This is a genomic window from Gordonia namibiensis NBRC 108229, assembly GCF_000298235.1.
Classification (GTDB): Bacteria; Actinomycetota; Actinomycetes; order Mycobacteriales; family Mycobacteriaceae; genus Gordonia; species Gordonia namibiensis.
In genome coordinates this window covers 130,469-157,066 of record NZ_BAHE01000016.1, presented here as the reverse complement: position 1 = coordinate 157,066, position 26,598 = coordinate 130,469, and the positions used below count along the sequence as shown (strand labels likewise).

Genomic DNA, 26,598 nt, shown 5'->3' with positions numbered 1-26,598 from the left:
GCCGGTCTCTCCTACAGGAGAGCCGTCAGCACCGCCCACACCACGAACGCCGAGGGCAGGAGGCTGTCGAGGCGATCCATGATGCCGCCGTGGCCCGGCAGCAGTGTGCCCATGTCCTTGATGCCGAGATCGCGCTTGACCTGCGACTCCACCAGGTCGCCGAGCGTCGCGCACACCACCAGCACCGGCCCGAGGATCAGACCGATCCACCAGTGGCTGCCGATCAGGAACGTGATGCAGCAGACCGCGCCGATCGTGCCGACGAGCAGCGAGCCGACGAGGCCTTCCCACGACTTCTTGGGGCTGATCGCCGGCGCCATCGGATGCTTACCGAAGAGCACCCCGGCGGCGTATCCGCCGACATCGGAACAGACCACGACCACCATCAGGGTCGCGACGCGGGCCGCGCCGTCCTCCTGGGTGACCAGGTGGACACCGAAGGAGGCCAGCAACGGCAGCCAGGCCAGCACGAACACCGTGAGGGCAAGGTCCTTGAGATAGTTCTCCGGCGCGTTGGAGATGCCCTGGGCGAGCAGCTTCCACACCATCGACACCAGGACGGTCGCGACGAACGCGACCAGCACGCCGGTGGGCCCGTACGGCCAGCTGACCCAGATGATGGCCTGACCGCCGATGAGCAGCGGCCAGAACGCGACGTTGTGGCCCGCGGTCTGCAGCCGCTTGGTCACCTCCCAGGTCGCGATCGCGAAGGCGACGGCGACGAGGACGTACCAGAGCATCGGCGCGAACAGCAGGATCAGGATGATGCTGACGCCGAGCGTGCCTCCGACCGCGATGGCGGCCGGGAGGTCACGACCTGCCCGCGACTTCTTCTCCGGGCCGGTCTTGTTCTCGGGGTCGGATGCCTTCTCGCTCACACCTCGAGCAATTCGTCTTCTTTGTGCTTCACCAGTTCGTCGACCTGATGCACATAGGTGGCCGTGGTCTTGTCGAGTTCCTTCTCGGCCCGGGTGACCTCGTCCTCGCCCGCCTCGCCGTCCTTCTGGATGCGCTTGAGCTCGTCGGCTGCCTTACGGCGAACGTTGCGGATGGCGACCTTCGCGTCCTCACCCTTGCCCTTGGCCTGCTTCACCAGCTCGCGACGACGCTCCTCGGTGAGCTGCGGGATGGCGATGCGGATGATCGTGCCGTCGTTCGTCGGGTTCACGCCGAGATCGGAGTTGCGGATCGCGGTCTCGATGTCACGGAGCGACGACGCCTCGTACGGCTTGATGACGACCAGGCGCGGCTCGGGCGTGTTGATCGACGCGACCTGCGTCACCGGGGTCATCGCACCGTAGTACTCGATGTTGATCTTGTTGAACATGGCCGGGTTCGCACGTCCGGTGCGGATGGAGCCCATGTCCTCCTTGGCGACGTTGACCGCCTTCTCCATCTTCTCCTCGGCGTCGAGCAACGCGTCGTCGATCATCTTCGTCCTTGTTCCGTTCGGTAGGGCCTGGGCAGGCCTTGTTCTCGTGCGGGGCCGTGCTCTCGTGCGGTTCGCTGGGGCTGCTAGGTGCTTACCAGCGTGCCGATCCGGTCGCCGGCCACCGCTCTGGCGATATTGCCTTGTTGGAGCAGATTGAACACCAAGATCGGCATCTTGTTGTCCATACACAGGCTGAAGGCGGTCGCGTCGGCGACCTTGAGTTCCTTGTCGAGGACCTCGCGGTGGGTGATCTCGGTGAACAGCTTGGCGTCCGGATCGGTGCGCGGATCGGCGTCGTAGACACCGTCCACGGCCTTGGCCATGAGGACGACCTCGGCCTTGATCTCCAGCGCGCGCTGGGCGGCGGTGGTGTCGGTGGAGAAGTACGGCATGCCCATGCCGGCGCCGAAGATGACCACACGCCCCTTCTCGAGGTGGCGCTGGGCGCGCAGCGGCAGATACGGCTCGGCGACCTGGCCCATGGTGATGGCGGTCTGCACGCGGGTGCTGATGCCGCGCTTCTCCAGGAAGTCCTGCAGCGCAAGGCAATTCATCACGGTACCGAGCATGCCCATGTAGTCCGAGCGACTGCGGTCGAGGCCGCGCTGCTGTAGTTCGGCGCCGCGGAAGAAGTTGCCTCCGCCGATGACGACGGCCACCTGCACACCGGAGTTGACGACGTCGGCGATCTGATCGGCCACGGTCGCCACGACGTCCGGGTCCAGACCGACCTCTCCCCCGCCGAACATCTCACCACCCAGCTTCAACAGGACTCGTTTGAATCCGGCACGCTCGGCTTTCTTGAGATCGGATGGGGTGGGATCGGGCGCTTCGCTCATTCGCTTCCTCACTCGTCGGTTCGGTGAACTATGTTACGTCCTCGCCGAATGCGACTCGCGACACGCGTACTCCTCGGACCGGGCCGGCACCGGAAACGTCTGCACACACCGGTAGCCGTCGTCTTCGGGCAGAAACTGGGTCAGCGGAGCCTGCGAGTCCTCGATTCCGAGACGTTCGAGCAGGGTGACGACGATCTGGCGCGCCTCCGGACCGAGTTCGACGAGCGGTCGACTCCGCAGTTCCCGGACCCCCAGGTCGGCCTGCCCGACAGCATCGATCCCGTGCTCCGCGACCGTGTCGAGCAGGATGCCGATGTCGACGCCGTGGCCTGGTGCGAACGGGATCGACCTCAGCAGGTCCCGGGTTCCGGCGAGGTCACCGCCGATCGGAGCGATGATCGCCGCGAGTTCGGGACACAGCGACGCGATGAGGGGCCGCACCAGCAACTCGGTGAGCCGACTGCCGCCGGCCGGGACCCGGTGGTACCCCTTGACAAGTTGCACGCCCGGGGACGTCAGGAGCGGACCGAGTAGTCGCGAGACGTCGGCCGGATCGGGGTCCACGACATCACCGTCAAGGAAAACGACCAGATCGCCGGTGGTGGTCGCGAGCGCCCGCCGCAGCACGCCTCCCCGATCCTCCCGCGGACCCGAATCGGCGACGACGATCTCGTCGACGAGCGTCCCGACGAGCGGGGCGACCGAGTCGATGACGGCGGCCGCGGGCATCTCCCCGACGAACGCCGGGACCACCACGGAGACGGTGCGGCCGTCCTTGCACCCGACGAGTTCGCCGGGGGTCACCCGGCCAGCGCCGCGCGGAACTGGGGCCAGGCGCGGTGCAGTTCGTCCTGCCAGTACGGCCACGAGTGGGTGCCGCCCTCGTACAGGTGAAAGGTCGCCGGCACCCCGACCTCGCGCATCCGGCGCTGCAGATTACGGGTGCACTCGGCCGTCGCGGTCTCGATCACCGCGCCCACGGCGAGCTGGTCGAAGAGTTTGGAACCGTTGCCGTCGATGCCCGGCCCGTCGATCGTGTCGTAGCGCCCCGGCGCACCGGAACCGTTGGACACATAGATCGACTTCCCACGGAACGACTCCGCGTGGACGAAGGGATCGTTGGCGCGCCAGGCCGGACTCGTCGGCGGCCCCCACATGTTGAGGGTGTTGCCGTGGCCGCGCCCCTCGACGACCATGCGCACCACGGCCTGACCCAGCGGGTCACTCGTCTGCGCACATCCGCTGAAGGAACCGAGCGCCTCGTACAGCTCGGGCGCGTGCAGCGAGAGCTGGAACACCGACGTACCGGCCATCGAGATCCCGGCGACCGCATTACGGCCGTTGGCGTCGAGACGACGGTCGATCACGTCGGGGAGTTCCTCGGTGAGGAACGTGGCCCATTTTTGCACCCCGAGCACCGGATCCGGACGCTGCCAATCGGTGAAGTAACTCGCGGCGCCACCCATGGGGACGACCACGTTGACGTGCTGATCGGCGAAGTACGTGCGGATGTCGGTGCGGTCGAACCAACTGCTACCGCCGTCACCGCCGGCGGCGCCGTTGAGCAGGTACAGCGTGGGAGCGGGCCGATCCCCTTTTGCGGGAAGCACTTTCACGGTCATCGTCTTGCGCATGGCACTCGACCGGACAGTCAGGTCGATCTCGCCCGCACGCTGCACGCGTTCGGCGACGATCGACGCCGGATTCGGTTCCGCCGCAGCAGAACCCGGCAACCCGATCACCATCGCCAGCACCGACAGCGCGATGAGGCCCACCGCTCCGATGACACGGCGACCGTTCACCCCGGCGACATCCTGTTCGTTCATCCACTCCGCTTTCCTGCAGCACGACCGCCGATGCGAGCCACATCACATCGATGCGGAGGCAGTCTGCCGGACAAATCGAGCGGTGTCCAATGCGGTCAAATGTCCAGGAATTCAGACTTTTTCACACAAATCAGACACTTTCGCCGGAAAACTGTTCTGGTGAACCGAATCTCGGGTACCGTCCCTGCGATCGTCGAAACTTGTCAGTCAGCCGAATGACAACACTCGTAATCAAATTGCATCGCCCGCAAGTAAATCCCCTTCAGCAAAGAGGTGGTCACACCATGATTAAGTTCGGACTGATCGAGGAGTGGGATCCGCGCCCCGGTCACCTGACGAGTTGGGTGGCCTCACTCGCCTCGGTCACCACGGCGGGCCTGGCGCCCGTCCACCCCGTCCCCGCCTCGCACCAGCAGGAGGAATACCTGAAGGTTGCGTGGCGCAACGAATCTGCCGGTTTCCGGTTCGCCCGGTTGTGCCTCATGGCGTTCGATGTCAACGCCCCGCTGGACGTCGATGCGATGACCACGGCGGTCAATCAGTTCGTCCGGCGCCACGACAGCTTCCGTTCGTGGTTCTCCATGGAGGACGACGGTTCGGTGCTTCGCCACCTCGTGCCGACCGAAGACATCGAGATGGTGCCGGTCGATCACGGAGACCTCGACGCCGAGCGGCTTTGCACGCTCGTACAGGAAGAGACGTCGGGTCCGTTCAACTGGGACTGCTTCACCTTCGGTGCGATCGAATGGGAGGGCGGTTTCACGATCTACGCGGCCGTCGACCACCTCAACACCGACGGCATCTCGCAGGCGTCCACCTGCCTGGAGCTGATGACGCTCTACATGAACGCCGCATTCGACGCCGGCGCCGAATTGCCTCCCGTCGGAAGCTATATCGACTACTGCGCCCGGGAACGCGCCATCTCGCGGCAGCTCACCCGGCACTCCCCCCACGTCGAACGGTGGATCGACCTGGTCCGGGCCAACGAGGGCCGGCTGCCGAGTTTCCCGCTCCCCCTCGGCACCGACACCGAGGGGTACACGCGGAGCGCGCTCATGAACGCGACAGTGTTCGACGAGGCCGCCGCCCAACGCTTCGAGGACGTCTGTCGCGACCTGGGTTCCAACGTGATCGCCGGGATCATGGCCGTCGCCGCGCTGGTCTACGCCGAATTCAGTGGCAAGAGCGACTATTTCGGCATGACGCCGAAGAGTACCCGGTCCGGTGCCGAGGAGATGAACTCGGTGGGCTGGTTCACCAGTCTCATCCCGGTTCCGCTGACGGTCGATGACACGACGTCGTTCCGCAGCCTCGCACCGCAGGCCGCGCGGAGTTACGCCGCCGGAAAAGAACTGACCGACATCTCGTTCCACCGGGTACTGCAGCTCGCCGAACCCGAGGACGGCCTCGACGTCAAACCGGGCTGGTCGGTACCGATGGTCTCCTACGTCGACGTGCGCAAGTTGCCGGGCGTGGAGATCTTCGAGGCCGGGAACGGTTGCCTCTTCGGGAACCGCGGGAGCAGCGAGGAGGTCTACATGTGGGTGAACCGCTTCCCCACGACCACCTCGATCACATTCCTCTACCCGAACACCGACATCGCACGGGAATCGGTGCAGCGCTACGTCGAACGCTTCGTCGACGTCATCAGCGCGGTGGCCGACCAGGGTGACTACCAACCGTCGTTGCCCGCACTCACATCGTGACGGCGGGCCCGGCGTGGCTGGCCCTCGCCGGATGCCTGCTGGGCGTGTTCATGCAGATGCTGGACACGACCATCGTCAACATCGCGTTGCCTGATCTCACCGTCGACCTCGGGGCATCGAGCTCACAGCAGCTTCTGGTGCTGACGGTGTACACGTTGTCGTTCGCGTGCACCCTGCTCACCGCGGCCACCCTCGGCGGCCGGTACGGGCGTCGCCGTCTGTTCGTGATCGCGATGGTCGCGTTCACCGTCACCTCGATGTTGTGCGGTCTCGCAACGGATCCGGTGATGCTCATCGTCTTCCGGGGTGCACAGGGTGTCAGCGCCGCCTTGATGTCGGCCCAGACGCTGGCCCTCATCGCCGCCCTGTTCACCAGGGAGCGCCACGGGCTGGTCTTCGGCATCTACGGCGCGGTGGCGGGACTGGCCGCGATCCTCGGTCCCGTCGTCGGCGGGTTGCTGGTGCACGCCGACATCGCCGGATGGGGTTGGCGCACCATCTTCTTCGTCAATCTCCCGCTCGGCGTGCTCGCGTGCGTACTGGCGTGGCGTCGACTCCCGGCCGCGCTCGATCCTGATCCGGACCGTCCGGACATCGTCGGCATGGTGCTCTCGGCCTCCGCACTGTTCCTGCTGCTGTACCCGGTGGCGGTGGGCCGGGAACAGCAGTGGCCGGCACCGCTGTGGATCATGCTCGGTGCCGCCGGCATCCTGTCGGTCGTCTTCGTCTGGCACCAGAAACGCCTTGCCGCGCAGGGCGGGACGCCGCTGCTGCGCATGACGCTCTTCTCGTCGCGCCGGTTCGCGGCCGGACTCGCCATGTCGCTGTTGTTCTTCAGCGTGTTCGCGGGATTCTTCTTCACCGTGTCGATCTCGGCGCAATTCGGTCTCGGGTACTCGGCACTGGACACCGGGCTCCTCGCGTTGCCGTTCGCCGGCGGTGCAGCCGTGGGGTCGGTCGCGTCACCGTGGGCGGTCGCCCGCATCGGGTCGCCCCGGGTTCTGCTCGGCGGTGTGGTCACCGTCGGGGTGGCGTTCGCGTGGATCGCACTGACGCTCGACCCGGCGTCGGAAATCCTTCCGGTGAGCGCGATCCTGGTTCCCCTTGTCCTCGGCGGGGTGGGTACCGGATTGTTCGTCGCGCCCCTGCAGGCGGTCATCCTCTCCGACACCTCGCCGCAGACGGTCGGGTCGGCCAGCGGCACGATCCCCACCGTGCAGCAGATCGGGGCGTCGATCGGCCTGGCGCTGGTGACCATGTTCTTCTTCGGTCAGGTGGCCGGACAGACCGGCACCAGCGTGCCCGCGGTGCGGGCCGAACTGACCGTCGCACTGGAGGATTCGCCGGTGGACCCGATGTTCCGGCCGGCCGTCGCCGACCGGTTCGCCTGGTGCGCGTCGCAACAGCTCACCTCAGCGCATCCGGAACGACCGGCCCCCGGGTGCACCGGCACCCCGACGAACAGCGCGGTCGCGGCGATCGCCGCCGAGGCGCAGCCCTACACGCAGGAGGCGGTGCGGTCCGTCACCGCCCGCACCTTCCTGGGTGCGTTCCGCACGACGCTGTGGGTGCTCGCCGCACTCGCCATCGGCATCGGCGGCATCACTTTCGTGTTGCGGCGCAACGACAACCGCCCCGCCTCCACGATGGGAGACGGGGCGGTCGAGTCGTCATCCGGGGAGACCCCGGAAGCGATCAGGCCTGTCCGACCTCGAAGCGGGTGAAGCCCTTGACGGTCACACCGGCCTCGTCGAGCAGAGCCTTGACGGTCTTCTTCGAATCCTGGACCGACGGCTGGTCGAGCAGCACGACGTCCTTGTAGAAGCCGTTGACGCGACCCTCCACGATCTTGGGCAGAGCCTGCTCCGGCTTGCCCTCCTCCTTGGCGGTCTGCTCGGCGATACGACGCTCGTTCTCGACGACGTCCGCGGGGACCTCTTCGCGAGTGGCGTACTTGGCCTTGAGAGCTGCGACCTGCATGGCGGCGCCGCGAGCAGCCTCCTCGGCACCCTCGCCCTCACCGGTGTAGGACACCAGCACGCCGACGGCGGGCGGGAGGTCCGAAGCACGCTTGTGCAGGTACACGGCGACCGGGCCGTCGTAGAAGACGACGCGACGGAGCTCGAGCTTCTCGCCGATCTTGGCCGAGAGCGCGGCGATGGCCTCATCGACCGTGCCGCTGCCGAGAGCAGCCTTCTTCAGCTCCTCGACATCGTTGGTCTTGGCCTCGGCGGCCGCGGTGACGATGTCATCGGCGAGCTTCTGGAACTCGTCGTTCTTGGCGACGAAGTCGGTCTCGGAGTTGATCTCGATCAGGGCGCCGCCCTTGGCGGCGACCAGGCCCTCGGCGGTGGAGCGCTCAGCGCGCTTGCCCACGTCCTTGGCGCCCTTGATGCGCAGCTCCTCGACGGCCTTGTCGAAATCACCGTCGTTGTTGGCCAGCGCGTTCTTGCAGTCCAGCATTCCAGAACCGGTGAGTTCGCGAAGTCGCTTCACATCGGCTGCGGTGTAGTTCGCCATCGTTGGCGAGCCTCCTTCGAAAGAGTGTGGTGGGACCGAATTGCTGCGGCAGGTGTTACTGGGCAGCCGGCGCGTCGGTGGCTGCTTCGCCACCGGCCGGAGCCGCGGCCTGGGTCAGCAGTTCCTGCTCCCACTCGGCGAGCGGCTCGCCTGCGGCTGCTTCCGGCTTGGCGTCGCCACCGGCGGCGCCGGCGCGGGCCTGCAGGCCCTCGGCGACGGCCGAGGCCACGACGCGGGTCAGCAGAGCAGCCGAACGGATGGCGTCGTCGTTGCCCGGGATCGGGTAGTCGACGAGGTCGGGGTCGCAGTTGGTGTCCAGGATCGCGATGACCGGGATGTTCAGCTTGCGAGCCTCACCGACGGCGATGTGCTCCTTGTTGGTGTCGACGACCCACACGGCCGAGGGGACCTTGGCCATGTCGCGGATACCGCCGAGCGTGCGCTCGAGCTTGTTCTTCTCGCGGGTCAGCATCAAGATCTCCTTCTTGGTGCGACCCTCGAAGCCACCGGTCTGCTCCATGGTCTCCAGCTCCTTCATGCGCTGGAGACGCTTGTGCACGGTGTTGAAGTTGGTGAGCATGCCGCCGAGCCAACGCTGGTTGACGTAAGGCATACCGACGCGGGTGGCCTCAGCGGCGATGGACTCCTGAGCCTGCTTCTTGGTGCCGACGAACAGGATGGTGCCGCCGTGGGCGACGGTCTCCTTGACGAACTCGTAGGCCTTGTCGATGTAGGTCAGCGTCTGCTGCAGATCGATGATGTAGATGCCGTTGCGGTCGGTGAAGATGAATCGCTTCATCTTCGGGTTCCAACGGCGGGTCTGGTGCCCGAAGTGTGCGCCGCTGTCAAGCAGCTGCTTCATGGTCACGACAGCCATGAGATTTCCTTTTGTCGCAGTTGTCTGTCGGCACCGGGTTGGTGTCCGACCCTGGCGCCTGCCGGCGGAATGTCACCCGATTCCGGTCGATGACCGGGTCCGGGACTGCACATTCGGCGTGGTGTCGCAGGCGCGCGAAGTCACCCCATCAACAACCGATGAGGTGCGGACGAGAGTTTACGCGCGTCGACCAGCGAAAACCAAAACGCTCCGGCCCCCTGCCCCGGCGATGGATCCGGATCGCGCTCCGGTGCGTCCAACAGGAGTGCACACCTCGTGTTCCCGCACCGCGTCGGCGGCGTCCTTGTTCCTGGTCATCCTGTGCTCGACACCGTCCCAGGGTAATGCCGCGCCGCGTACCTATTCCGCTCCGCTGTCACCGCGTCCCACCGTCGTGACCGGCTTCGATGCGCCGGAGAAACGGTGGCAACCGGGGCATCGCGGCGTCGACCTCGCGGCCGTGCCCGGTGTCGCGGTCTCTGCGGCCGGTGCCGGCCGGGTGCGGTTCGCGGGTCGGGTGGCGGGTCGTCCGGTGGTCTCGGTGCAGCACCCGGACGGGCTGATCACCACCTACGAGCCCGTCGAGGCGTCCGTCGACGAGGGCGACCATGTGTACCGGGGCGAGCCGATCGGCACGCTCGTCGCCGGGCATCCGGGATGTCCGACGCTGGCGTGTCTGCACTGGGGCGCACGACGCGGGGCCGGGCGCGATGCCGAGTACCTCAATCCCCTGGGGCTGCTCGGAGCCGTGCGGGTGCGGCTCAAACCGCTCGGCCCGGAGCCGCCGTGATCACGCTCGAGGATGGGCTTGACGGTGCACCGCACGGAGGCGTTCGACGCTCACATGGGTGTAGATCTGCGTCGTCGCCAGTGAGGAGTGCCCGAGCAGCTCCTGCACGACGCGTAGGTCGGCACCACCTTCGAGAAGGTGTGTCGCGGCGCTGTGCCGGAGGCCGTGCGGTCCCATCGCCGGGCCACCGGCGGCCTGGACCGCCTCCGACACCACCGACCGTGCCATCCGCTGGTCGAGTCTTCCGCCGCGCGCGCCGAGGAGCAGCGCCGGTCCGGATGCCTCGGTGGCCAGCGCCGGACGCCCGCGTCGCAGCCAGTCGTCGATGGCCTTGGCCGCGGGTTCGCCGTAGGGCACGGACCGTTCCTTGTCGCCCTTGCCGATCACGCGCAGGATTCGACGCCCCGTGTCGATGTCGTCGACGTCGAGACCACACAATTCGCCGACGCGAATACCGCTGGCGTACAACAATTCCAGGATCAACCGGTTCCGGAGTGCGATCGGGTCGCCGGGATCGCGCTCCTGCGCGGTCGCTCCGATCGCGGCGTCGGCCTGTCCGGGTGCGAGGACGGCCGGGAGTGTGCGGTGGGCTTTCGGCGCCTTGAGTCGCTGCGAGGGGTCAGCGGCCATGATGCCCTCGCGAACCGCCCACGCGCAGAAGGTCTTCGCCGCGGAGACCTGTCGCGCGATTGTCGTACGGGCGGCGCCGCGTTGCGTCAGCTCGGCCAGCCAGGCCCGCAGAAGGGCGAGGTCGATGTCCGCCGCGGCCACTCCACGGGCACCGGCGAACGACAGCAACGCACGCGCACCACCGACGTAGGCGCGGATGGTGTGTTCACTGCGACCCTTCTCCAGGCGCAGGTGATCGGCGAAGTCGTCGAGCATGCCTGCCAGCACATCGCGCGCCGGGGGCGGGTGCAACCCCACACGCGGTGCCGTGGCCGGATCGATGCCTGCCGCGTGCCTATCGGCCGGCCGGTGCGGCTTCCTCGGCAGCGCGTAGCTCGGCCTTCCAGGTCCGGAAGCCTTCTTCGGTGCGGCCGCGGCGCCAATATCCGGAGATCGAGGCGTTGGCCGGGCTGACCTTGCGTTCCTTGCGGATGTAGCTGCGCAGGTTGTGCATGACGGCCTGTGCCTCACCGTGGATGAAGACATGCGGTTCGCCGTCGAGCCATTCCGCGTCGCGGACGGCTGCGATCAGGGGCGCGTTGTCGCCGGCGACCGAGTCGTCGACCTCGCCGGCCGGTCCGCCACGGTGGACCCAGACGATCTCCGCACCCGGGGGTGCGATGAGGTCGAGCTCGTCCTCGGGTCCGGCGACCTCGATGAACACCTTGGCGATCGCGTCGGCGGGAAGCGATTCGAGAGCGGCGGCCACGGCGGGCAGCCCGGCCTCGTCGGCGGCGAGGAGGTGCCACGGGGCATCCGACTTCGGCCGATATCCACTGCCCGGGCCGATGAACCGCACGGTCTCCCCCGGCTCCACCGATGCGGCCCACGGTCCGGCGATGCCCTCGTCACCGTGGACGACGAAGTCGACGAGGATCTCGCGCGCCTGCGGGTCGACGCGGCGGACGGTGTAGGTGCGCAGGACCGGTTGCTGCTCGGGCGGCAGCGTGGCCCGGACCTCGGCGAGGTCGAAGGGCTCCGGGTAGGTCACGCCCTCCGGCGCGAAGATGAATTTCACGTACATGTCGGTGTCGGCGTCACCGGAAGCACCGACCGCCACCTGGAAGTCGTCGAACCCGTCGCCGCCGAGGTACAGCCGGACGAAGTGCGGGCTGATCTGCTCACGACGGAGCACCGTCATCGTGTTCACGCGCTTGGCCATGGAACCTCCTTGTCGCGTTCACCTTACGCCTATTACTTAGGCGAGCCTAAGACGCGGTGCCGGTTTGTCCGAGGAAGCCGTTGGAGGCCCCTTGTAAGGTTTTCTCACGATCAAGCGATGTGATCCGAGAGTTCGCAATTCTTCAGATCAGACGTCGCGAGACCCCGACCAGAGGCGATTCCATGCCGGAGCAACCAGTGGAACCCCGATCCGTAGTGGACAGTGCTCCCGTCCGTAGCTCGCGTCTGGGCGCCGACGACTGGCTCGACGCCGCCGTGGAGGTTCTCCTCGAAGACGGCATCGACGGTCTGAAGATCTCCCGCCTGAGCGCCCGGCTCGGGGTCACCAAGGGCAGTTTCTACTGGCATTTCACCGACATCGCGACGATGAAGTCCGAACTCGCCGACCACTGTCGCAAGGGTCAGGCCGCCGCCGTGGCGCGGATGGCGGACCTCGAGGAGCTCCCGCCGGTCGAGCGCATCGAGGGTATGGCGCAGCTCGTGTCCGATCCGCGCAGGTGGCGGATGGAAGCCGCGATGCGCCGGTGGGCCGAGACCGACGGGACGATCGCCGACTCGATCTCCGAACTCGACGGCCAGATCTTCCAGATGTCCCATCAGGCGATGCGCGAACTCGGCTTCGACGAGGCCGAGGCCCATGCCCGCGCGACGACGCTGCTCTACGCGGGGATCGGCTTCGTCCACGCGCACGGACGGCTCGGTGAAGCGACGGCCGACGACCTGCGCATCTTCCTCGACATCCTGACGCGCAAGTGAGTCAGCCGGTGGCCAGTCGCCACTGACCGCCGACGTTCTCCACCAGCCCGTCGATGTCCAGTCGCGCCAACGCCGCCCGGACGACCGGCACCTCGAGTCCTGCCGCGAAGGCGATCTCCTGGATCCCCACGCCACCCCTGCCCGGAATTGCGTCGTGCACGCGCAGCTGCTCGGCGCTGAGGCCATCGGTTCTCTTCACCCTCCCCCGGCCGATGTCTCCCCCGCCGTCGGGCCGGACGAGGTTCACCGCCGACGCGACGTCGGAGACCAGCACCGCCAGCCCGTCGGCGATCATCCGATGACATCCGACGGAGGTCGCCGACGTCACCGGTCCCGGCACCGCACCGAGTGGCCGACCGAGTTTCCGCGCCCAGGCGGCGGTGTTCGCCGCGCCCGAACGTCTGCCGGCCTCCACGACGACGGTCGCCCCCGACAGTGACGCGACCAGCCGATTGCGCGTCAAGAACCGATGTTTGGCGGCCGTCGTGCCCGGCGGGTACTCGCTGATGATCGCGCCGGTCCGGGCGATCTCCGCCAGCAGCGCGGAATGCGCAGCCGGATAGTCGCGGTCGATGCCGCAGGCCATCACCGCCGCGGTGACCCCGCCGGCCGCGACAACGGCGCGGTGCGCCACCCCGTCGATCCCGAAGGCGCCACCGGAGATCACCGCGAAACCCTCGCCCGACAACCCCGAGGCCAGCATCTGCGTGACGTGCCCGCCGTAGGACGACGCTGCGCGGGACCCGATGAGCGCGATCGAGGCCGCGGCGAGATCGTCGAGCCGCGCCGGACCACGCACCCAGAGGGCCAGTGGCTCGCCGCCGCGTGCGGCGGTGTCGGCCTGGCCGAGGGCGAGGAGCGACCAGGCCGGCCACTCGGGATCGGATCGGGTGACCAGCCGTGCACCGATCGCGGCGGCCGCGTCGAGATCCTCGGTCGCACGGTCGGATTCGTACCGCGCCGCGGTTGCCGCCAGAACCGGTTCGTGACCGTCCGGGACAGCGCGTTCACGAATCGCCGATGCCGCGTCGACCGCACCGACCTGGTCCACCAGGGTGATCACGTCCGCACACGGCGGCTCGGCCACGCGTGCCAGGTAGGCCCACGCCGTCAGCTCCGACGGGTACTTGCCACTCATCACGTTGCTCCTCGGTCTCGGTACAGAAGTGCCTGTGCGACATCGTCTTCGACGGGACTCTCGGTGCCCCGCAGATCGCTGAGGGTCCAGGCCAGTCGCAACGCCCGGTCGGCGCCACGTGCCGTCACCCGGCCGTCCCGGAGGAACAGTTCGATGGGACGTAGGGACTCCGGTGGTAGCCGGAACTTCTGCCGTAGGGCCGCGCCCGGCACCTCGGCGTTGGTGCGCCACCCGAATTCCGACCACCGTTCGATCGCTGCCGCACGCGCGGCGGTGACTCGTGCCCGCACCTCGGCACTCGACTCCCCTGCACCGCTCATCAGCGCCGCATTTCCCGGTGGGTCCATACGGACACGGATGTCGACGCGGTCGAGCAGGGGTCCGGAAAGCTTGCCCAGGTAGCGTCGTCGGACCACTGCCGTGCACACGCAGTCGACATCATGCGCGGGTGCACACGGACACGGGTTCGCTGCGAGAATGAGCTGGAACCGCGCCGGATACGTCGCGACCCCATCCCGCCGCGGCACCCGCACCTCGCCGTCTTCCAATGGTTCCCGCAGGGACTCCAGGACTTTCGCGCTCATCTCGGCGCATTCGTCGAGGAACAGCACACCCCGATGTGCCTTGGAGACCGCGCCCGGCCGGGCGAAGCCGGTACCGCCGCCGAGCAGCGCCGTCGTCGACGAACTGTGGTGCGGAGCGACGAACGGCGGCTCGGTGATGAGCGGGCGACCCGGTGACAGCTCCCCTACGAGCGAGTGGATCGCCGTCACCTCGAGGGAGTCCTCGACACCCAGTGGCGGCAGAATGCCGGGGAGGCGTCGTGCGAGCATCGTCTTCCCGATACCCGGCGACCCGGTCATGAGGACGTGATGCGCTCCGGCCGCAGCGATCTCGAGTGCGTGCCGCGCCTCGTGCTGCCCCACGACGTCGGCCATGTCCGGAATCGGTGGCGGCTTCGTGGTCGGCGTTCGGTGGAAGTTGTCGAGTACGAGGTCACCCGCAAGCCAGGCGACCACCTCTTTGAGACTCGTCGCGCCGCCGACGTCCATCCCGTCGACCAGCGCCGCTTCGGCTACCGTCTCGATCGGTACCACCGCACGCCGATAACCCGCCTGTCGCGCGGCGATCACCGCCGGCAGCACTCCGCGTATCGGCCGGACGTTCCCGTCGAGGCCGAGTTCGCCGAGGAAGATCGTCGACGTCAGCTTCTCCGACGACACCTGTTCGGTCGCAGCCAGAATCGCGATCGCCATGGCCAGATCGAAACCCGAACCGACCTTCGGCATGTCTGCCGGCGAGAGCGCCACCGTCACATTCAGGTCGGGGAACTTGAACCCCGAGTTCTTGACCGCCGCCCGCACCCGGTCGCGCGCCTCGCGCACCGACGGATCGGGGTTACCGGTCACCGCGAAGCCGGGCAACCCCGATCCGACACTGGCCTGCACGTCGACGACCCGAGCGGCGAAGGCATTGAGCCCCACCGACTGTGTTTGCCCCAACATGGAGCACAGTCTGTCGAAGGATCACGCCGGCGAACCGGCCTACAGTCGCCCGGCGAGTGATCTGTGGATCACCTCTCCGATATCCACATCACCGGCTTGACCGGCAGCCCTGCACACCTTCGGTGTCGCATGCGACTTCATCTCAGCCAACCTTGTTGCGGCGCATCTGTGTAGCGAGATGACGCCTGTGGACGACGGTCCGGGTTTGTCGGTGGTCGGGTCTACATTGGTTGTCAGTAGGTGAGCCGATCGATCGGGTCGGCGCCGCAACACTTCTGGGGGCAGGGTGTCGGGGAATCGGATCGATCCGAAGGGCGGGTATCTCGCCGGGATCGATCCAGCCCACCCCTACGACGCCGACATGTACTCCCTCATGGACGAACTCAAGGCGTCTCAGCGTCGCGAATCCTACGAACACTGGGGCCCGATACAAGACGGTGCACGCGATCGCCGAACGCTGTATAAGCACCCGCTACACCTTCGACGGCGGGATCGTCGTCACCGGTGAGGCCGAGTGCGTCCAGCGGGTGTCGCGCCAGCTGTCTTTGACACGACGCCAAGCCGAGATCCTCATCGACGGAACAATCACCCTGCACGAGAACCTCCCCGAGGTACTGGACACCCTGCGCGACGGAATCACCACCCGCTGGCAGCTGCAGGTAATCCTGTCCCGCACCGCACTCGTCCCGCCCGACTCATCGATCACTCCCATCCTCGACGCCGAGATCGCCGCCACTCTCCGCAACAGAAAGGGCTCTTGGACGCGAGCCCGGCTGCGCGACATGGTCGACCGCCTGGTGTTCCGTCACGACCCAGACCTGGTCCGCGAACGCCGCAAAGAGGCGCTCGACAACCGCGGGATGCATACACACACCCTCGACGACGGCACCGCCGAGATCACCGGAGTGATGGCCGCGGAGAACGTGCGCATCGCCGCCAAGGCCGTTCGCGTGCTGGCAGATTCGGTGTGCAAGCACGACGGCCGCACCGTCGGACAACGCAACTCCGACGCGATGTTCGCCCTCCTGACCGGCACTCTGTTCGAATGCAGCTGCGATCGTGACAACTGCACGGCCGAGGTTCGCGAACCCCGGGCGGCGGTCGCGTCGGTGCGCGAGATCGTCATCCACGTCGTCACCGATGCCGCGACACTGGCCGGCGCACCCGGGATCGGCTGGATCGACGGGCACGGCGTCATCTCCGATGAGCACGTCCGCGACCTCGCCCACCGACCCGACGCCACCATCAAACCCGTGACTCCGGTCCGCACGGCACCCACACGGATTGCGGCCGAAACGCCCTCGCCGGCAAGCAAGCACGACGAGCGTGACGCACACGACCGCGAAGCCAGACGCCCGCAACCCGCAGCCGCACCGATCGCTGAGCCGACCGCGCCGAACGATGCCGAAGCAACGTCACCGGATGTCATAGTCGTCTATCCCGGTTCCCAGCCGTCCGACCCCTACCGCCCGACCACCGCGTGCGCCGACTTCGTCCGCATCCGCGACGGCTACTGCACCGAGCCCGGTTGTGAGCAGTCGTCTTTCACTTGCGACCTCGACCACGTCGCCGAGTTCGACCGACAGCGCCCGACCCGCGGTGGACTCACCTCCAGTGAGAACCTCAACGCCAAATGCCGGTACGGGCACCTGCACAAAACCTTTGGCGACTGGATCGACGTCCAGTACCGCGACGACGACGGCCGTCTGGTCACCGAGTACGTCACCCCAGAGGGCTACCGAATCCGCGGCGACGCCGAAACCCTCGAAGATCTGTTCCCCAACCTGCGCCGCATCCGCTTCGAGCAACCTGCTCAAGCGCCACCCACCCCACGGATCATCACCGGTGACGACACCCCGACGCCGACCAACCGAACCGCCGCGAAGCACGCCCGGCGGAGGGCCGAACGTGCCCGCAACAAGCGAGAGCGTGAGCGTCGCCAGGTCGAGGACGGTCCGGCGCCGTTCTGACTGGCAGTCCGTGTCAGCGTCGGCCGAAAGCCCGTGCGATGAGCAACCCTTCGGCGATACCGGCCACGAAGATGCCGGCGTAGGTGACGGCCTTCGCCGTACCGGCCGGCAGGAACGCCATCATGTCCAGGTCACCCGAACCATTCGAGACCGTCTGCGGAACAGCCGTCGGCGAGGACGCAGCAGCAGCCGGCAGACCGGGCTGTGCGGTCACGGCGGACGCCGGTCCGGTGAGCAGTGCCGAGACGTTGTCGGCGAACTGCCCCATGATCTTGTTGGACACGGCGACGATCGCGGACTTGCCGAAGGCGACGATCTTGCCGCTGAGCAACACGTCCGTGTCGACGCGGAGTTGGGAGCCGGTGCCGTCGGGCACAACTGCCAACCGCACGCTCGCCTGAGCGCCGCCGTTGCCGTGCGAGTCCGCACCCGAGCCCTCCATGACCAGCGTGTGGTTGATCTCGTCGATCTCGACGAACCTCAGGGTTCCCTGGTACGCCGCGGCGATCGGGCCGACCTTGACCTTGACCCCGCCGGTGTAGGCATCCCCGTCCCGACCGGTCAGGGTTGCGCCGGGAACACAGGTGGCGACCCGCTCCACATCGTTGATGAGGGTGAACACCTCGGACGGAGGTGCGGCAATGGTGACCGTGTTCTCCAGTTTCATCGCGAAATCTCCTCTGTCGTGGTGTCTTCGGTCGTCGGCGAGCCGTGGCCGCACATCCCGGGCCCTCCGTCGTGGCCTTGCCTGCGTAGCTCGGCACATTCGACGATGCTGTCGACGATGGTCTGGTAGCCGGTGCAGCGGCAGTAGTTGCTCGCCACCACCTCGCGCACCTCCTCGCGGGTCGGTGCGGGGTTCTCGGCCAGATACCCCTCCGCGAGCATCAGGAAGCCCGGCGTGCAGAACCCGCACTGCAGACCGTGATTACGGGAGAAGCAGCTCTGCAGATCTCCCAGAGACCCGTCGGACTCCTCCAGCGATTCGACCGTGGTGATCTCGTGGTTCTCGGCCTGGACCGCGAACATCAGGCACGAACGCGCCGGCGCACCGTCGACGAGCACCGTGCAAGAGCCGCAGACGCCGTGTTCGCAGCCGACATGGGTTCCGGTGAGCCGCAAGTCGTGGCGCAGCGCGTCGACGAGGGTTCGGCGGGGTTCGGTGATCAGTTCGCGCGTGACGCCGTTGACCCGGAGTTCGATCAGGACCTTCTCGGCCTCGGTGGGCCCGGTGCTCTCTTCGGTGGATGTCATCTCTGCTCCCCTTGTCGTTCGGTGTATCCGTCGGCCGCGTCGTGACCGTGGGCGCCGGCGAGAGCTGCCGCCACCATGTGCGGATGGATGGGTGTGTTGTCCAGTTCGATCCCCGTCGACGACAGGGCATCGTTGACGGCGTTGAGGACCGCTGCCGGAGCCCCGATCGTGCCGCCCTCGCCGGCGCCCTTGGCCCCGGATTCGGTGAACAGGCAGGGGGTCTCGAGGTGCGAGATGCCGACGTCGGGGATCTCGGAGGCGGTCGGGACCTGGTAGTCGATGAAGCTGGCGACCAGCGGTTGTCCCGTCGGGTCGTAGGTGACCTCCTCGAACAGCGCGCCCGCGATGCCCTGGGCGATGCCGCCGCGGGCCTGCCCGTCGACGACCTGCGGGTTGATCGCGACCCCGCAATCCTCGACGCAGTAGTACCGAAGGATCTCGACTTTGCCGGTGCCCGGGTGTAATTCGACGACGACGCCGTGGGTGGCGTTGGAGAACGTTCCGTCGCCTGCGACGTCGAAACTGGCCGTGGCGTTCAGACCCGGCTCGCATTCCTTGGGCAGCAGATGCGCCTTCAGGTAGGCCACGTCGGCGATGTCCCGATAACTCAAGCCACGCGTCGGCTCGTCGACGAGTTCGACGCGCCCTTGGCCGAGTCGAACGTTCTCGCGGTGTGTGTCGAGCAGGTGGGCTGCGATGTCGAGGAGTTTCTCACCGAGCTTGCCGGCCGCGAGTGCTACGGCGCTGCCGCCGATGGTGATCGACCGGCTAGCGAAACTGCCGAAGCCGTAGGTGATCCGCTCGGTGTCACCCTGCGAGATCCGCACCTGCTCGATGGACAGACCGAGGCGGTCGGCGACGATCTGCGCCATGGTCGTCTCGTGACTCTGGCCGTGGCTGAGCGTTCCGGTGGTGACCACGACCGTTCCGCTGGTGTCCATCCGGATCTCGGAGATGTCGAATCCCGGGACGACGTCCATCTTGCGGGCGGCGAAGGCGGCCGACCCGTAGCCGGTCCGTTCGCTGAAGCAGGAGAAGCCGATACCGACGTGCCGACCTTCGGCCCGCGCCTCGTCACGCAGGGTGAACCATCCCTCGTCGGCCAGGACGGACTCGCACAGATCCAGGGACTCCCGATAGGAGCCGGGATCGTAGGTCACGTTGTTGACCCCGGTGTAGGGAAATACGTCGATCAGGTTCTGCCGGCGCACTTCGAGCGGGTCCATCTCGAGTTCGCGGGCCGCGCGCTCCATCAGGCGCTCCATGACCATGACGTACTGCGGGCGGCTCACGCCTCGATACGGCGCGGTCGGGGCCTTGTTGGTGGTGATCGCGCGGGCCCGGACCCGGTACTCCGGCACCCGATACACCCCCGGCATCTCCGTTGCGGCCATCAGCGGTTCGATACCCGCGGTGAACGGGTAGCAGCTGTACGCACCCATGTCGCAGACAACATCCGCGGCCAGCGCGAGAATCGAACCGTCGGCAGCGAACGCCGCCTTGGCCTCGTAATGCTGCTCGCGTGCGAGGAACGATGCGGTCAGGGCGTCGCGTCGGTCCTCGATCCACTTGACCGGCCGGCGCAACCGGAGCGCGGCGGCAGCCACCGCGACCTCTTCGCGTCCGACGACGCACTTGATGCCGAAGCCGCCGCCCATGTCGGGGACGATCACACGGACCTTGCGCTCGTCGATACCCAGGCACTTCGAGATCACGGTGCGGACCTGATGCGGAACCTGGCTGGGCGTGTGGACCACGAGCTGTTCGTTGCGTTCGTCCCATTCGGCGATCGCGCCGCGGGTCTCCATCGGGAGCGCATTCTGCCGCCCGGTCGAACAGGTCACGGACACAACGCAATCGGCGCTCTCGAAGGCCTCGTCGACGCCCTCGGTGTCGAACATCGACACGTCGACCAGGGTGTTGTTCGCCGCGGCGGCATGCACCAGCGGCGCCTCGGGTGCCAGCGCATCGGTCATACCGGTGATCGCCTGGGTGTAGTGGTAGGTCACCTCCACCGACTCGAGCGCGTCCTCGACGCGATACGCGTCCTCGGCCACCACGATCGCGATCGGTTCGCCGACGTACCGCACCTCGCGGTCGGCGAGGATCGGCATCTCGGTCGGCACGAACTCCGACAGCGGCCGGTCGAGCGACGGGGCCATCGGGGCCAGGTCCAGGTCGGTCGCGGTGAAGGCGGCGCAGACTCCCGACATCTCGCGTACCCGGTCCAGCCGGAGGTCGGCGAAGGTCCCCGCTGCGATGGTGGAGCGGACGAACTGGGCATGAACCATGCCGGGCAGCTCGATGTCGTCCAGGAAGCGGCCGGTGCCGCGGAGAAGGCGTCCGTCCTCGCGGCGTCGTACGGATCGTCCGACCCATGAGCCGCCTCGCAGCATCGTCTCCGGCCCGGTCAACGACGGTGCTGACATCATCGGCTCCTGACTTCCTCGGGCGCTGCTGACCACAGCGCGGAACGGATCTGCGTACGGGCCACCCCGCGTACGTATTCCGGGTCGGCCTGATCGGTGAGGTCCAGCTCGGCGACGGCGGCCTCCACACAGGCATCGACCAGGTGTGGGGTGAGTTCCCCACAGTCGGCCAGCACCTCACCGGCAGCGGCGATCGTCACCGGCACCGGCTGTGTGCCCGCCAGCGCGACGCGACCCGCCCGGACTCCGGCAGCCGGATCGACGTCGAGATCCACCCCGGCGGCGACGACGGCGAAATCCCCGTGCCGATTGGCGAACTCGGCGACCGCCGCATTCGGCGCCGGACGCGGGAACCGCAACTCGGTGATGAGTTCGTCCTCGTCGAGTGCGGTGGCGAAGAACCCGAAGAAGAACTCGTGGGCATCGATGATGCGCTCCCCGCGCACCGAGGTGACCACGATCTGCGCATCCAGCAGTTCGGCCAGCAGGCACCACTCGGCGGTGGCATCGGCGTGGGCCAGACTGCCGCCGACGGTCCCCCTGGTCCGGATGGGCAGGTGCCCGATGTAGGGCATCGTTCTGGCGATGACCCCGAACCCGTTGTCGGTCAACACTTCTTGCGCCTTCTCGGCCCGATGATGGGTGGTGAGCGCACCGATCCGCAGCTCCGCCGGCCCCACGTCCAGGTAGTCGAGTTCGTCGACTCCCCCGATGTCGAGGAGGTCACTCGGGCGAGCGAGTCGGAACGCCATCATCGCGACGAGCGACTGGCCGCCGGCGAGGATCTTGGCATCCTCACCGAGTTCGGCGAGGAGGCGGCAGGCCGTGGAGACCGAACTAGCCCGGTGATATCCGAAGGACGAGGGTTTCACGAGGTGACACCGTCGGCGACGGGGGTTTCCGGTTCCACGCCGATGTCGTCGAGTTCGCGTCCCTTCGTCTCCGGCGATCCGACGATCATCCAGCACACCGCGGCCAGGACCAGCACACCGGCGATGGCGAAGGTCGCGGTCAAGCCGACCACCGGCCACAGGAGGGTGCCGAACAACAGCGGCGCGAACCCGGTGGCCACGCGGCTCACTGCCGACGCCCACCCGAAGCCGCTGGCCCGGATCTCGGTCGGATAGAGCTCGGAGACATAGGCATACAAGACTGGGATGGTCAGCTGGATCAGGAAGCCGAAGATGCAGAGGAAGACCAGCGAGATGGTGCCGGCGTTCAGGGTGGCCGCGAAGAGTGCGACGGCCAGCCCGGCCAGCGGACCCGAGAGCCCGATCACCCATTTGCGTCCGTAGGCCTCGCACAACCACGCCGAGGTGAGGACGCCGACGATGCCCACACCGGTCATCAGGGTCGTCCCGGCGAATGCCGCGGTGTCCCCGTGGCCCTGTTCACGCAGAATCGAGGGCATCCAGCTCAGGGCTGCGTAGTAGAGCAACATGATCGTGATGAACAGGGCCCAAGCCGTCGCGGTGATGCGCGGGTTGAACCGCCACACGTCGCGCAGCTGGGTGATCGCGATACGCCACGACATCTTCTCCGCCGGAGCAGGATCGGAGATCGTGTAGACCTCGGGCTCTGCTCCGGTCCGCGCCACCATGTCGTCGATCACCGCACGGGCCTTGTCGGCCTGCCCGGTCCGTGCGAGGTAGATCGGCGACTCGGGAATGCCCCGCCGCACCCAGAACAGCAACAGTGCGGGCAGCACCATGAAGATCAACATCGCACGCCACCGGGTGTCGGCCTCGACCGGGACCAGGAGCGTTGCCACCACGCCGCAGATGGTGCCGCCGATCGGCCACCACACGTCCATCGCGGCCAGGATGCGGCCGCGCAGCCGACGTGGCGAGAACTCGCTGACCAGCGCGTAATCGACCGGTATGCAACCACCGAGGCCGAATCCGGCGAGGAAGCGGAAGAGGATGAACATCTCGAAGTTCACCGAGAAGGCACCGATGACCGAGAACAGCGCGAAGATCAGCATCGTGACGCTGAAGGCCTTCTTGCGGCCCATCTTGTCCGCGATGCTGCCCCAGACCACCGCTCCGATGGCCATGCCGATCAGGTTCGCCGTGGCCACCAGGCTCCGGGTGCCCAGATCGAGGTCCCAGTAGTCGCCGACGAGCGGGGTGAGGAACCCGTTCAGGACGACGTCCCATGCGTCGAACATGTAGCCCAGGCCACCGATGATGAAGATCCTGCCCTGGACATTCCATTTCCATGGCAGTGCTTGAACGACGCTCTCGCCGGATTTCATGTGTACTCCGTGTGTGACGTAGTGGTCTGCGCCTGGGAATCTACCTCGGCGCAACGATCAATCAACCGACGCGTCGTTGCGGCACAGCTGATTTCAGGGTTGGTGCATCATTTCGCGAACTTGTACTCAAAGCTTTCGTTGTCGGGGTCGTTGAGTGGCGTCCCACTCCACAACCAGCGGTACGACACGACGGATTCGCCGTCGAACTCGGCCAGTTTCCGGTCACGCGCCTGTTGCTCGGGCCCGTCGTGCAGGTGGTAGAGCGACATGTTCGCCAACGACGCGTCCTGGACCATGCCGGCATGCTTAGCGCGGCGCGAGACGTAGCGGATCAGCGCCGAGTCGATACCGTCCCGGGTGACCTGGCCGAGTTCCTCGGCGAGGACCGCGGCGTCCTCCATGGCCTGCGAGGCGCCCTGCGCCTGGTACGGCAGCATCGCGTGACACGCATCCCCGAGGAGGGCGACCCGGTCGGTCACCCACACCGGATCCCGCCGCCGGTAGTACAGCGCCTGCACGAGGATGTCGTCGTCGGCCTTCGACAGCATCGCCGGCACCCGCTCATCCCAATCGGCGTACTGGGCAGCCAGTTCCGCGGCCGTCGCGGTTCGCGGTCCGTTGCCCCGAACCTCATCGGTGCACGGCACCAGGGCCACGACGTTCAGGTATTCGCCGCCGCGCAGCAGGTAATGGACGAGGTGACGGTCCGGCCCGTACCAGATCGCCGACTGGAATCGGTCGAACACGAATCGTGTGGCCGGGTCCTTGAAGATACGTTCCCCGGGAATCAGTGCGCGGTAGGCCATCTCACCGGAGTAGACCAGCGTGTCGTCGAATCCCGCCAGGTCGCGGACGGAGGAACGGACACCGTCGGCACCGATCACGACGTCGGCACTGTAGGTTTCCCCGTCCGCGGTGCCCACCTTGGGGCGTGTCGGGTCGGACTGGTCGAGCGAGACGACCCGGCTGTCGGTACGGAAGTCGACCGCGGGGCCCGGCTGGTCCGGATCGCTGCAGGCGTGGACGAGTACCGAGTGCAGATCGGCCCGGTGGTAATGCCAGTACGGCGCAAGGTAATTCTCCTTGCAGAACCGGCCGAGCGAGGTCTGGCCGATCACCGATCCGTCCGCCCAACGCCGGCGGATCTGATCCAGCGGTTCGGTCTTGATCGCCTCGAGTTTCGACCTCAGCCCCATTCCCATGAGGACGCGACTCGCGTTCGGTGCGGTCTGGATACCCGCACCCACCTCGCCGAGTTCCTTGGCGGCCTCGAGGACGGTGACCCGAAGTCCCCTGCGGCGCAGTGCCAATGCCGCGGTGACACCGCCGAGTCCGCCGCCGACGACGATGACCTCGAAGGACTGTGTGGCAACCATCTGCCTCAGCCCTCCGTGACCAGATCGTCGACGAGGACGCCGTCGCTGACCACCGGTTCGCCGTCGAGAGTGATCGTCATGCCGCGCTGCGCGATGTCGAGGTGGGCGTAGGAATCCCGGCCCAGAACGGGGTGTGGCCCGGTGGACCACAGGAAGTTGCCGGCATAGGCTCGTGCGTCCATTCCCATGATCTCGTCCTTCGCGTACATCGCGGTCGCGAACCAGTCGCCGCTCCGCATCAGACCCCAGCCCATGTGGGACAGGTAGCGCGCCCATTTGTCGTCGGAATCGTCGAGGAAGTACGAGAGCATCCGTGCGTCGGCGCCGCCGCTGACGTCGACGATCTGACCGTTGCTGACGGTCAGCACCGCCGTGTCGCGCACGTACTCCTTGAACGGGAGGACGATGTCCCCCTTGTCGAGCACGATGGTGCCGTTGGAGATCTCCGGCCAGCACAGGACCATCGTCGACGGCCAGTGATCCCAGCGCCCCGGATCGTCGGCGTAACCGACCTGGAATTCCGGTGCGCTGTTGCGCAATTCGACCGTCAGGTCGGTTCCCGCCGCGGAGGTCACCCTCATCGTCGATGCCGTCCGGATGCGGTCGACGCCGCGCTGGACCCGGTCCTTGTCCGCGCGAGCGGGCATGTTGCGGATCAGGACCTCCGGCGCGTCGCAGACGAAGATGATCCGGGTCCCGGCCGCGAGGATCTCCTGCTGCACGGGTGCGTGGATGAAGCCCTCGCGGGTCAGATCGACGACGAGGTCGGCCCGCTTGAGGGTGTCCTGGGCGACCTGGTCGGCGAGCACCGACTGCAAACCGGGCCCCGCACCGGTGTGGGTGCTCGGCAACGGCGCCGGGCTACCGCCGGGAGCGGTCAACACCAGGACGTGCGCGCCGAGCGACTGTGCCGCGCCGAAGGCCGCGGCGATGTAGTCGTCGCGGCTGGTCGGCTCGGTCAGCACCACCACGTGTTCGCCCTTGGCCACGTTGCAGAGTTCGAGTTCCTGCGTGAAGGCGGCGAGAAGATCCATTCCCTGTAGGTCAGGCATGTGCATCCTTGTTCGGTAGGTCCGTAGTGCGATCCCGGCCGGGTGACGACGTCGGTAGCGGCTCGGCACGGTCGATCACCGTGTTGCGCCCAGGGGGCGGACAATCGCTTGTGCAATCGGTTGCGTCCACGCTATACGCGGACTCTGTATGGGGTAAATACGTCCGGGTGCTTGTTCACAGTGCGTTAACAACCTCACCGTAACCCGCGACGTCCATTATCGGTCGTTGTTTCTCAGTTGTCCAGCGCTGCAACAGAATTGATCGACTTCAGGTCTTCCAGATAGGGCAGCTGAGCCCGTGCGCGGTCGATGTCCGCGAGGTCGACGACCACACCCGCCGCGTCCGGGACGTCGCCCAGTTGCACCAGGCGCCGACCGAACGGATCCACGATGGTGCTGTGGCCGGCGAACGGCTGACCCCGCAGGTTCTCCGAACAGAGTCCCGCACCGGCCACGATGCAGCCGTTCTCCACGGCTCGAGCACTGGTGAAGAGCTCCCACACGTGGCGGCGCGGACGACCGAAAGCCGCTGGCACCGCGATGATCTCGGCACCCGCGAGGACGAGTTCACGAACGACTTCGGGGAAGCCGATCTCATAACAGATCGGCACGCCGATGGTGATTCCGTCCACCTCGGCGAGCAACGCCGCCCCGCGCCCGGCCGTGAAGGTCGCGCGTTCGTCGCCCCAGAGGAAACGCTTGGCGCCGACGTACTGACGTCCGTCCGCGGCCAGGATGACCGAGGCGTCGTACAGCACACCGTCGTCGTCGAGCAGCGGGAGCGCGGTGACCAGGGTGACCTGATGAGCGATCGCCCACTGACCCAACAGATCTCGCGCACGTAGCGAGGCGTCGGCCGCGATCCCTCGCTGGTCGACCGTCAGGTCGTAACCGGTCATGGCGAACTCGGGGATCACGATGACGTCGGCCCCGGCACCGCGGAGCTCGTCGATCCGGCCGGAGATCTCGCGGAAGCGTGCACCCGGGTCCTCACCATCGGCCCTGGTCTGCACCACTCCG

23 protein-coding genes and 1 pseudogene are annotated in these 26,598 nt (G+C 67.1%); 5 read left to right on the top strand and 19 right to left on the bottom strand.

What is annotated here, in order from left to right:
* Positions 1–11 precede the first annotated feature (11 nt).
* The 5 genes from GONAM_RS11035 to GONAM_RS11015 all read right to left on the bottom strand — a co-directional run bounded on the left by GONAM_RS11035 (position 12) and on the right by GONAM_RS11015 (position 4,097).
* Positions 12–878 (bottom strand): phosphatidate cytidylyltransferase, encoded by an 867-nt coding sequence (locus tag GONAM_RS11035; protein ID WP_006866849.1) that lies wholly within the window; start codon positions 876–878, stop codon positions 12–14.
* Complete coding sequence (gene frr, locus GONAM_RS11030) at positions 875–1,432, bottom strand: ribosome recycling factor (protein WP_006866848.1); 558 nt, start codon at positions 1,430–1,432, stop codon at positions 875–877. The genes GONAM_RS11035 and frr overlap by 4 nt, the downstream gene beginning before the upstream one ends.
* A gap of 83 nt (positions 1,433–1,515) precedes the next feature.
* Positions 1,516–2,271, bottom strand: coding sequence for a UMP kinase (pyrH, locus tag GONAM_RS11025; RefSeq protein WP_006866847.1), 756 nt, complete (start codon positions 2,269–2,271; stop codon positions 1,516–1,518).
* Positions 2,272–2,304: 33 nt separating this feature from the next.
* Positions 2,305–3,075: a glycosyltransferase family protein gene (locus tag GONAM_RS11020; protein ID WP_006866846.1), complete on the bottom strand. Its 771-nt coding sequence runs from the start codon at positions 3,073–3,075 to the stop codon at positions 2,305–2,307.
* Positions 3,072–4,097 carry an alpha/beta hydrolase gene (locus tag GONAM_RS11015; RefSeq protein WP_006866845.1) on the bottom strand — a complete coding sequence of 342 codons (1,026 nt, stop codon included), beginning with the start codon at positions 4,095–4,097 and terminating at the stop codon, positions 3,072–3,074. Before GONAM_RS11015 ends, GONAM_RS11020 begins: the two co-directional genes overlap by 4 nt.
* A gap of 284 nt (positions 4,098–4,381) precedes the next feature.
* On the opposite strand from GONAM_RS11015, the gene GONAM_RS11010 reads away from it, so the two are divergent.
* Positions 4,382–5,803: a condensation domain-containing protein gene (locus GONAM_RS11010; protein ID WP_006866844.1), complete on the top strand. Its 1,422-nt coding sequence runs from the start codon at positions 4,382–4,384 to the stop codon at positions 5,801–5,803.
* Positions 5,800–7,527, top strand: coding sequence for an MFS transporter (locus tag GONAM_RS11005; protein ID WP_006866843.1), 1,728 nt, complete (start codon positions 5,800–5,802; stop codon positions 7,525–7,527). The genes GONAM_RS11010 and GONAM_RS11005 overlap by 4 nt, the downstream gene beginning before the upstream one ends.
* Here GONAM_RS11005 and tsf read toward each other — a convergent pair.
* Together tsf and rpsB are read right to left on the bottom strand one after the other, a co-directional pair.
* A complete protein-coding gene (gene tsf, locus GONAM_RS11000; protein WP_006866842.1) occupies positions 7,499–8,323 on the bottom strand; it encodes a translation elongation factor Ts in 825 nt (274 codons plus the stop codon). The two genes, GONAM_RS11005 and tsf, sit on opposite strands and share 29 nt — an antisense overlap.
* Before the next feature lie 55 nt (positions 8,324–8,378).
* On the bottom strand, positions 8,379–9,200 hold the full coding sequence (gene rpsB, locus GONAM_RS10995) for a 30S ribosomal protein S2 (RefSeq protein WP_005198990.1): 822 nt from the start codon (positions 9,198–9,200) through the stop codon (positions 8,379–8,381).
* A gap of 304 nt (positions 9,201–9,504) precedes the next feature.
* Here rpsB and GONAM_RS10990 point away from each other — a divergent pair, with 304 nt between their 5' ends.
* Positions 9,505–9,990, top strand: a complete 486-nt coding sequence (locus GONAM_RS10990; protein ID WP_006866841.1) for a M23 family metallopeptidase — start codon at positions 9,505–9,507, stop codon at positions 9,988–9,990.
* Here the strand turns inward: GONAM_RS10990 and GONAM_RS10985 are convergent, their stop codons facing one another.
* Both GONAM_RS10985 and GONAM_RS10980 read right to left on the bottom strand, forming a co-directional pair.
* Entirely contained in the window at positions 9,991–10,875 is an 885-nt protein-coding gene (locus GONAM_RS10985; protein WP_006866840.1) for a tyrosine recombinase XerC, read from the bottom strand.
* A gap of 79 nt (positions 10,876–10,954) precedes the next feature.
* Complete coding sequence (locus tag GONAM_RS10980; RefSeq protein WP_006866839.1) at positions 10,955–11,821, bottom strand: siderophore-interacting protein; 867 nt, start codon at positions 11,819–11,821, stop codon at positions 10,955–10,957.
* Between the two features lie 182 nt (positions 11,822–12,003).
* On the opposite strand from GONAM_RS10980, the gene GONAM_RS10975 reads away from it, so the two are divergent.
* Entirely contained in the window at positions 12,004–12,597 is a 594-nt protein-coding gene (locus GONAM_RS10975; protein WP_040536069.1) for a TetR/AcrR family transcriptional regulator, read from the top strand.
* A 1-nt stretch (position 12,598) separates the two neighbouring features.
* Here GONAM_RS10975 and dprA read toward each other — a convergent pair whose 3' ends face one another.
* Positions 12,599–13,735, bottom strand: coding sequence for a DNA-processing protein DprA (dprA, locus tag GONAM_RS10970; protein WP_006866837.1), 1,137 nt, complete (start codon positions 13,733–13,735; stop codon positions 12,599–12,601).
* Positions 13,735–15,240 (bottom strand): YifB family Mg chelatase-like AAA ATPase, encoded by a 1,506-nt coding sequence (locus GONAM_RS10965; RefSeq protein WP_006866836.1) that lies wholly within the window; start codon positions 15,238–15,240, stop codon positions 13,735–13,737. The genes dprA and GONAM_RS10965 overlap by 1 nt, the downstream gene beginning before the upstream one ends.
* A 286-nt stretch (positions 15,241–15,526) precedes the next feature.
* Here GONAM_RS10965 and GONAM_RS10960 point away from each other — a divergent pair.
* Positions 15,527–17,210, top strand: a pseudogene (locus tag GONAM_RS10960) (DUF222 domain-containing protein).
* A gap of 13 nt (positions 17,211–17,223) precedes the next feature.
* Here GONAM_RS10960 and GONAM_RS10955 read toward each other — a convergent pair.
* From GONAM_RS10955 to GONAM_RS10920, 8 genes are all read right to left on the bottom strand, one after another.
* Positions 17,224–17,877, bottom strand: a complete 654-nt coding sequence (locus tag GONAM_RS10955) for an SRPBCC family protein (protein ID WP_006866834.1) — start codon at positions 17,875–17,877, stop codon at positions 17,224–17,226.
* On the bottom strand, positions 17,874–18,464 hold the full coding sequence (locus GONAM_RS10950) for a (2Fe-2S)-binding protein (RefSeq protein WP_006866833.1): 591 nt from the start codon (positions 18,462–18,464) through the stop codon (positions 17,874–17,876). The genes GONAM_RS10955 and GONAM_RS10950 overlap by 4 nt, the downstream gene beginning before the upstream one ends.
* Positions 18,461–20,896 (bottom strand): xanthine dehydrogenase family protein molybdopterin-binding subunit, encoded by a 2,436-nt coding sequence (locus tag GONAM_RS10945; protein WP_245548607.1) that lies wholly within the window; start codon positions 20,894–20,896, stop codon positions 18,461–18,463. Before GONAM_RS10945 ends, GONAM_RS10950 begins: the two co-directional genes overlap by 4 nt.
* Positions 20,893–21,765 (bottom strand): FAD binding domain-containing protein, encoded by an 873-nt coding sequence (locus tag GONAM_RS10940; protein WP_006866831.1) that lies wholly within the window; start codon positions 21,763–21,765, stop codon positions 20,893–20,895. The genes GONAM_RS10945 and GONAM_RS10940 overlap by 4 nt, the downstream gene beginning before the upstream one ends.
* A complete protein-coding gene (locus tag GONAM_RS10935) occupies positions 21,762–23,150 on the bottom strand; it encodes an MFS transporter (protein WP_006866830.1) in 1,389 nt (462 codons plus the stop codon). Before GONAM_RS10935 ends, GONAM_RS10940 begins: the two co-directional genes overlap by 4 nt.
* Before the next feature lie 107 nt (positions 23,151–23,257).
* Complete coding sequence (locus GONAM_RS10930; RefSeq protein WP_006866829.1) at positions 23,258–24,526, bottom strand: FAD-dependent monooxygenase; 1,269 nt, start codon at positions 24,524–24,526, stop codon at positions 23,258–23,260.
* A gap of 5 nt (positions 24,527–24,531) precedes the next feature.
* Positions 24,532–25,578, bottom strand: coding sequence for a 2,5-dihydroxypyridine 5,6-dioxygenase NicX family protein (locus tag GONAM_RS10925; RefSeq protein WP_006866828.1), 1,047 nt, complete (start codon positions 25,576–25,578; stop codon positions 24,532–24,534).
* Between the two features lie 233 nt (positions 25,579–25,811).
* Positions 25,812–26,594 carry a carbon-nitrogen hydrolase family protein gene (locus GONAM_RS10920; RefSeq protein WP_040536067.1) on the bottom strand — a complete coding sequence of 261 codons (783 nt, stop codon included), beginning with the start codon at positions 26,592–26,594 and terminating at the stop codon, positions 25,812–25,814.
* Between the last annotated feature and the right edge of the window lie 4 nt (positions 26,595–26,598).

What these genes read in the sequence shown, in the direction of transcription:
- frr (WP_006866848.1), bottom strand. Translation starts at nt 1,432, where the DNA reads ATGATCGACGACGCGTTGCTCGACGCCGAGGAGAAGATGGAGAAGGCG.
- pyrH (WP_006866847.1), bottom strand. Translation starts at nt 2,271, where the DNA reads ATGAGCGAAGCGCCCGATCCCACCCCATCCGATCTCAAGAAAGCCGAG.
- GONAM_RS11015 (WP_006866845.1), bottom strand. Translation starts at nt 4,097, where the DNA reads ATGAACGAACAGGATGTCGCCGGGGTGAACGGTCGCCGTGTCATCGGA.
- GONAM_RS11010 (WP_006866844.1), top strand. Translation starts at nt 4,382, where the DNA reads ATGATTAAGTTCGGACTGATCGAGGAGTGGGATCCGCGCCCCGGTCAC.
- tsf (WP_006866842.1), bottom strand. Translation starts at nt 8,323, where the DNA reads ATGGCGAACTACACCGCAGCCGATGTGAAGCGACTTCGCGAACTCACC.
- rpsB (WP_005198990.1), bottom strand. Translation starts at nt 9,200, where the DNA reads ATGGCTGTCGTGACCATGAAGCAGCTGCTTGACAGCGGCGCACACTTC.
- GONAM_RS10985 (WP_006866840.1), bottom strand. Translation starts at nt 10,875, where the DNA reads ATGCTCGACGACTTCGCCGATCACCTGCGCCTGGAGAAGGGTCGCAGT.
- GONAM_RS10980 (WP_006866839.1), bottom strand. Translation starts at nt 11,821, where the DNA reads ATGGCCAAGCGCGTGAACACGATGACGGTGCTCCGTCGTGAGCAGATC.
- GONAM_RS10975 (WP_040536069.1), top strand. Translation starts at nt 12,004, where the DNA reads ATGCCGGAGCAACCAGTGGAACCCCGATCCGTAGTGGACAGTGCTCCC.
- dprA (WP_006866837.1), bottom strand. Translation starts at nt 13,735, where the DNA reads ATGAGTGGCAAGTACCCGTCGGAGCTGACGGCGTGGGCCTACCTGGCA.
- GONAM_RS10965 (WP_006866836.1), bottom strand. Translation starts at nt 15,240, where the DNA reads ATGTTGGGGCAAACACAGTCGGTGGGGCTCAATGCCTTCGCCGCTCGG.
- GONAM_RS10955 (WP_006866834.1), bottom strand. Translation starts at nt 17,877, where the DNA reads ATGAAACTGGAGAACACGGTCACCATTGCCGCACCTCCGTCCGAGGTG.
- GONAM_RS10950 (WP_006866833.1), bottom strand. Translation starts at nt 18,464, where the DNA reads ATGACATCCACCGAAGAGAGCACCGGGCCCACCGAGGCCGAGAAGGTC.
- GONAM_RS10945 (WP_245548607.1), bottom strand. Translation starts at nt 20,896, where the DNA reads ATGATGTCAGCACCGTCGTTGACCGGGCCGGAGACGATGCTGCGAGGC.
- GONAM_RS10935 (WP_006866830.1), bottom strand. Translation starts at nt 23,150, where the DNA reads ATGAAATCCGGCGAGAGCGTCGTTCAAGCACTGCCATGGAAATGGAAT.
- GONAM_RS10930 (WP_006866829.1), bottom strand. Translation starts at nt 24,526, where the DNA reads ATGGTTGCCACACAGTCCTTCGAGGTCATCGTCGTCGGCGGCGGACTC.
- GONAM_RS10925 (WP_006866828.1), bottom strand. Translation starts at nt 25,578, where the DNA reads ATGCCTGACCTACAGGGAATGGATCTTCTCGCCGCCTTCACGCAGGAA.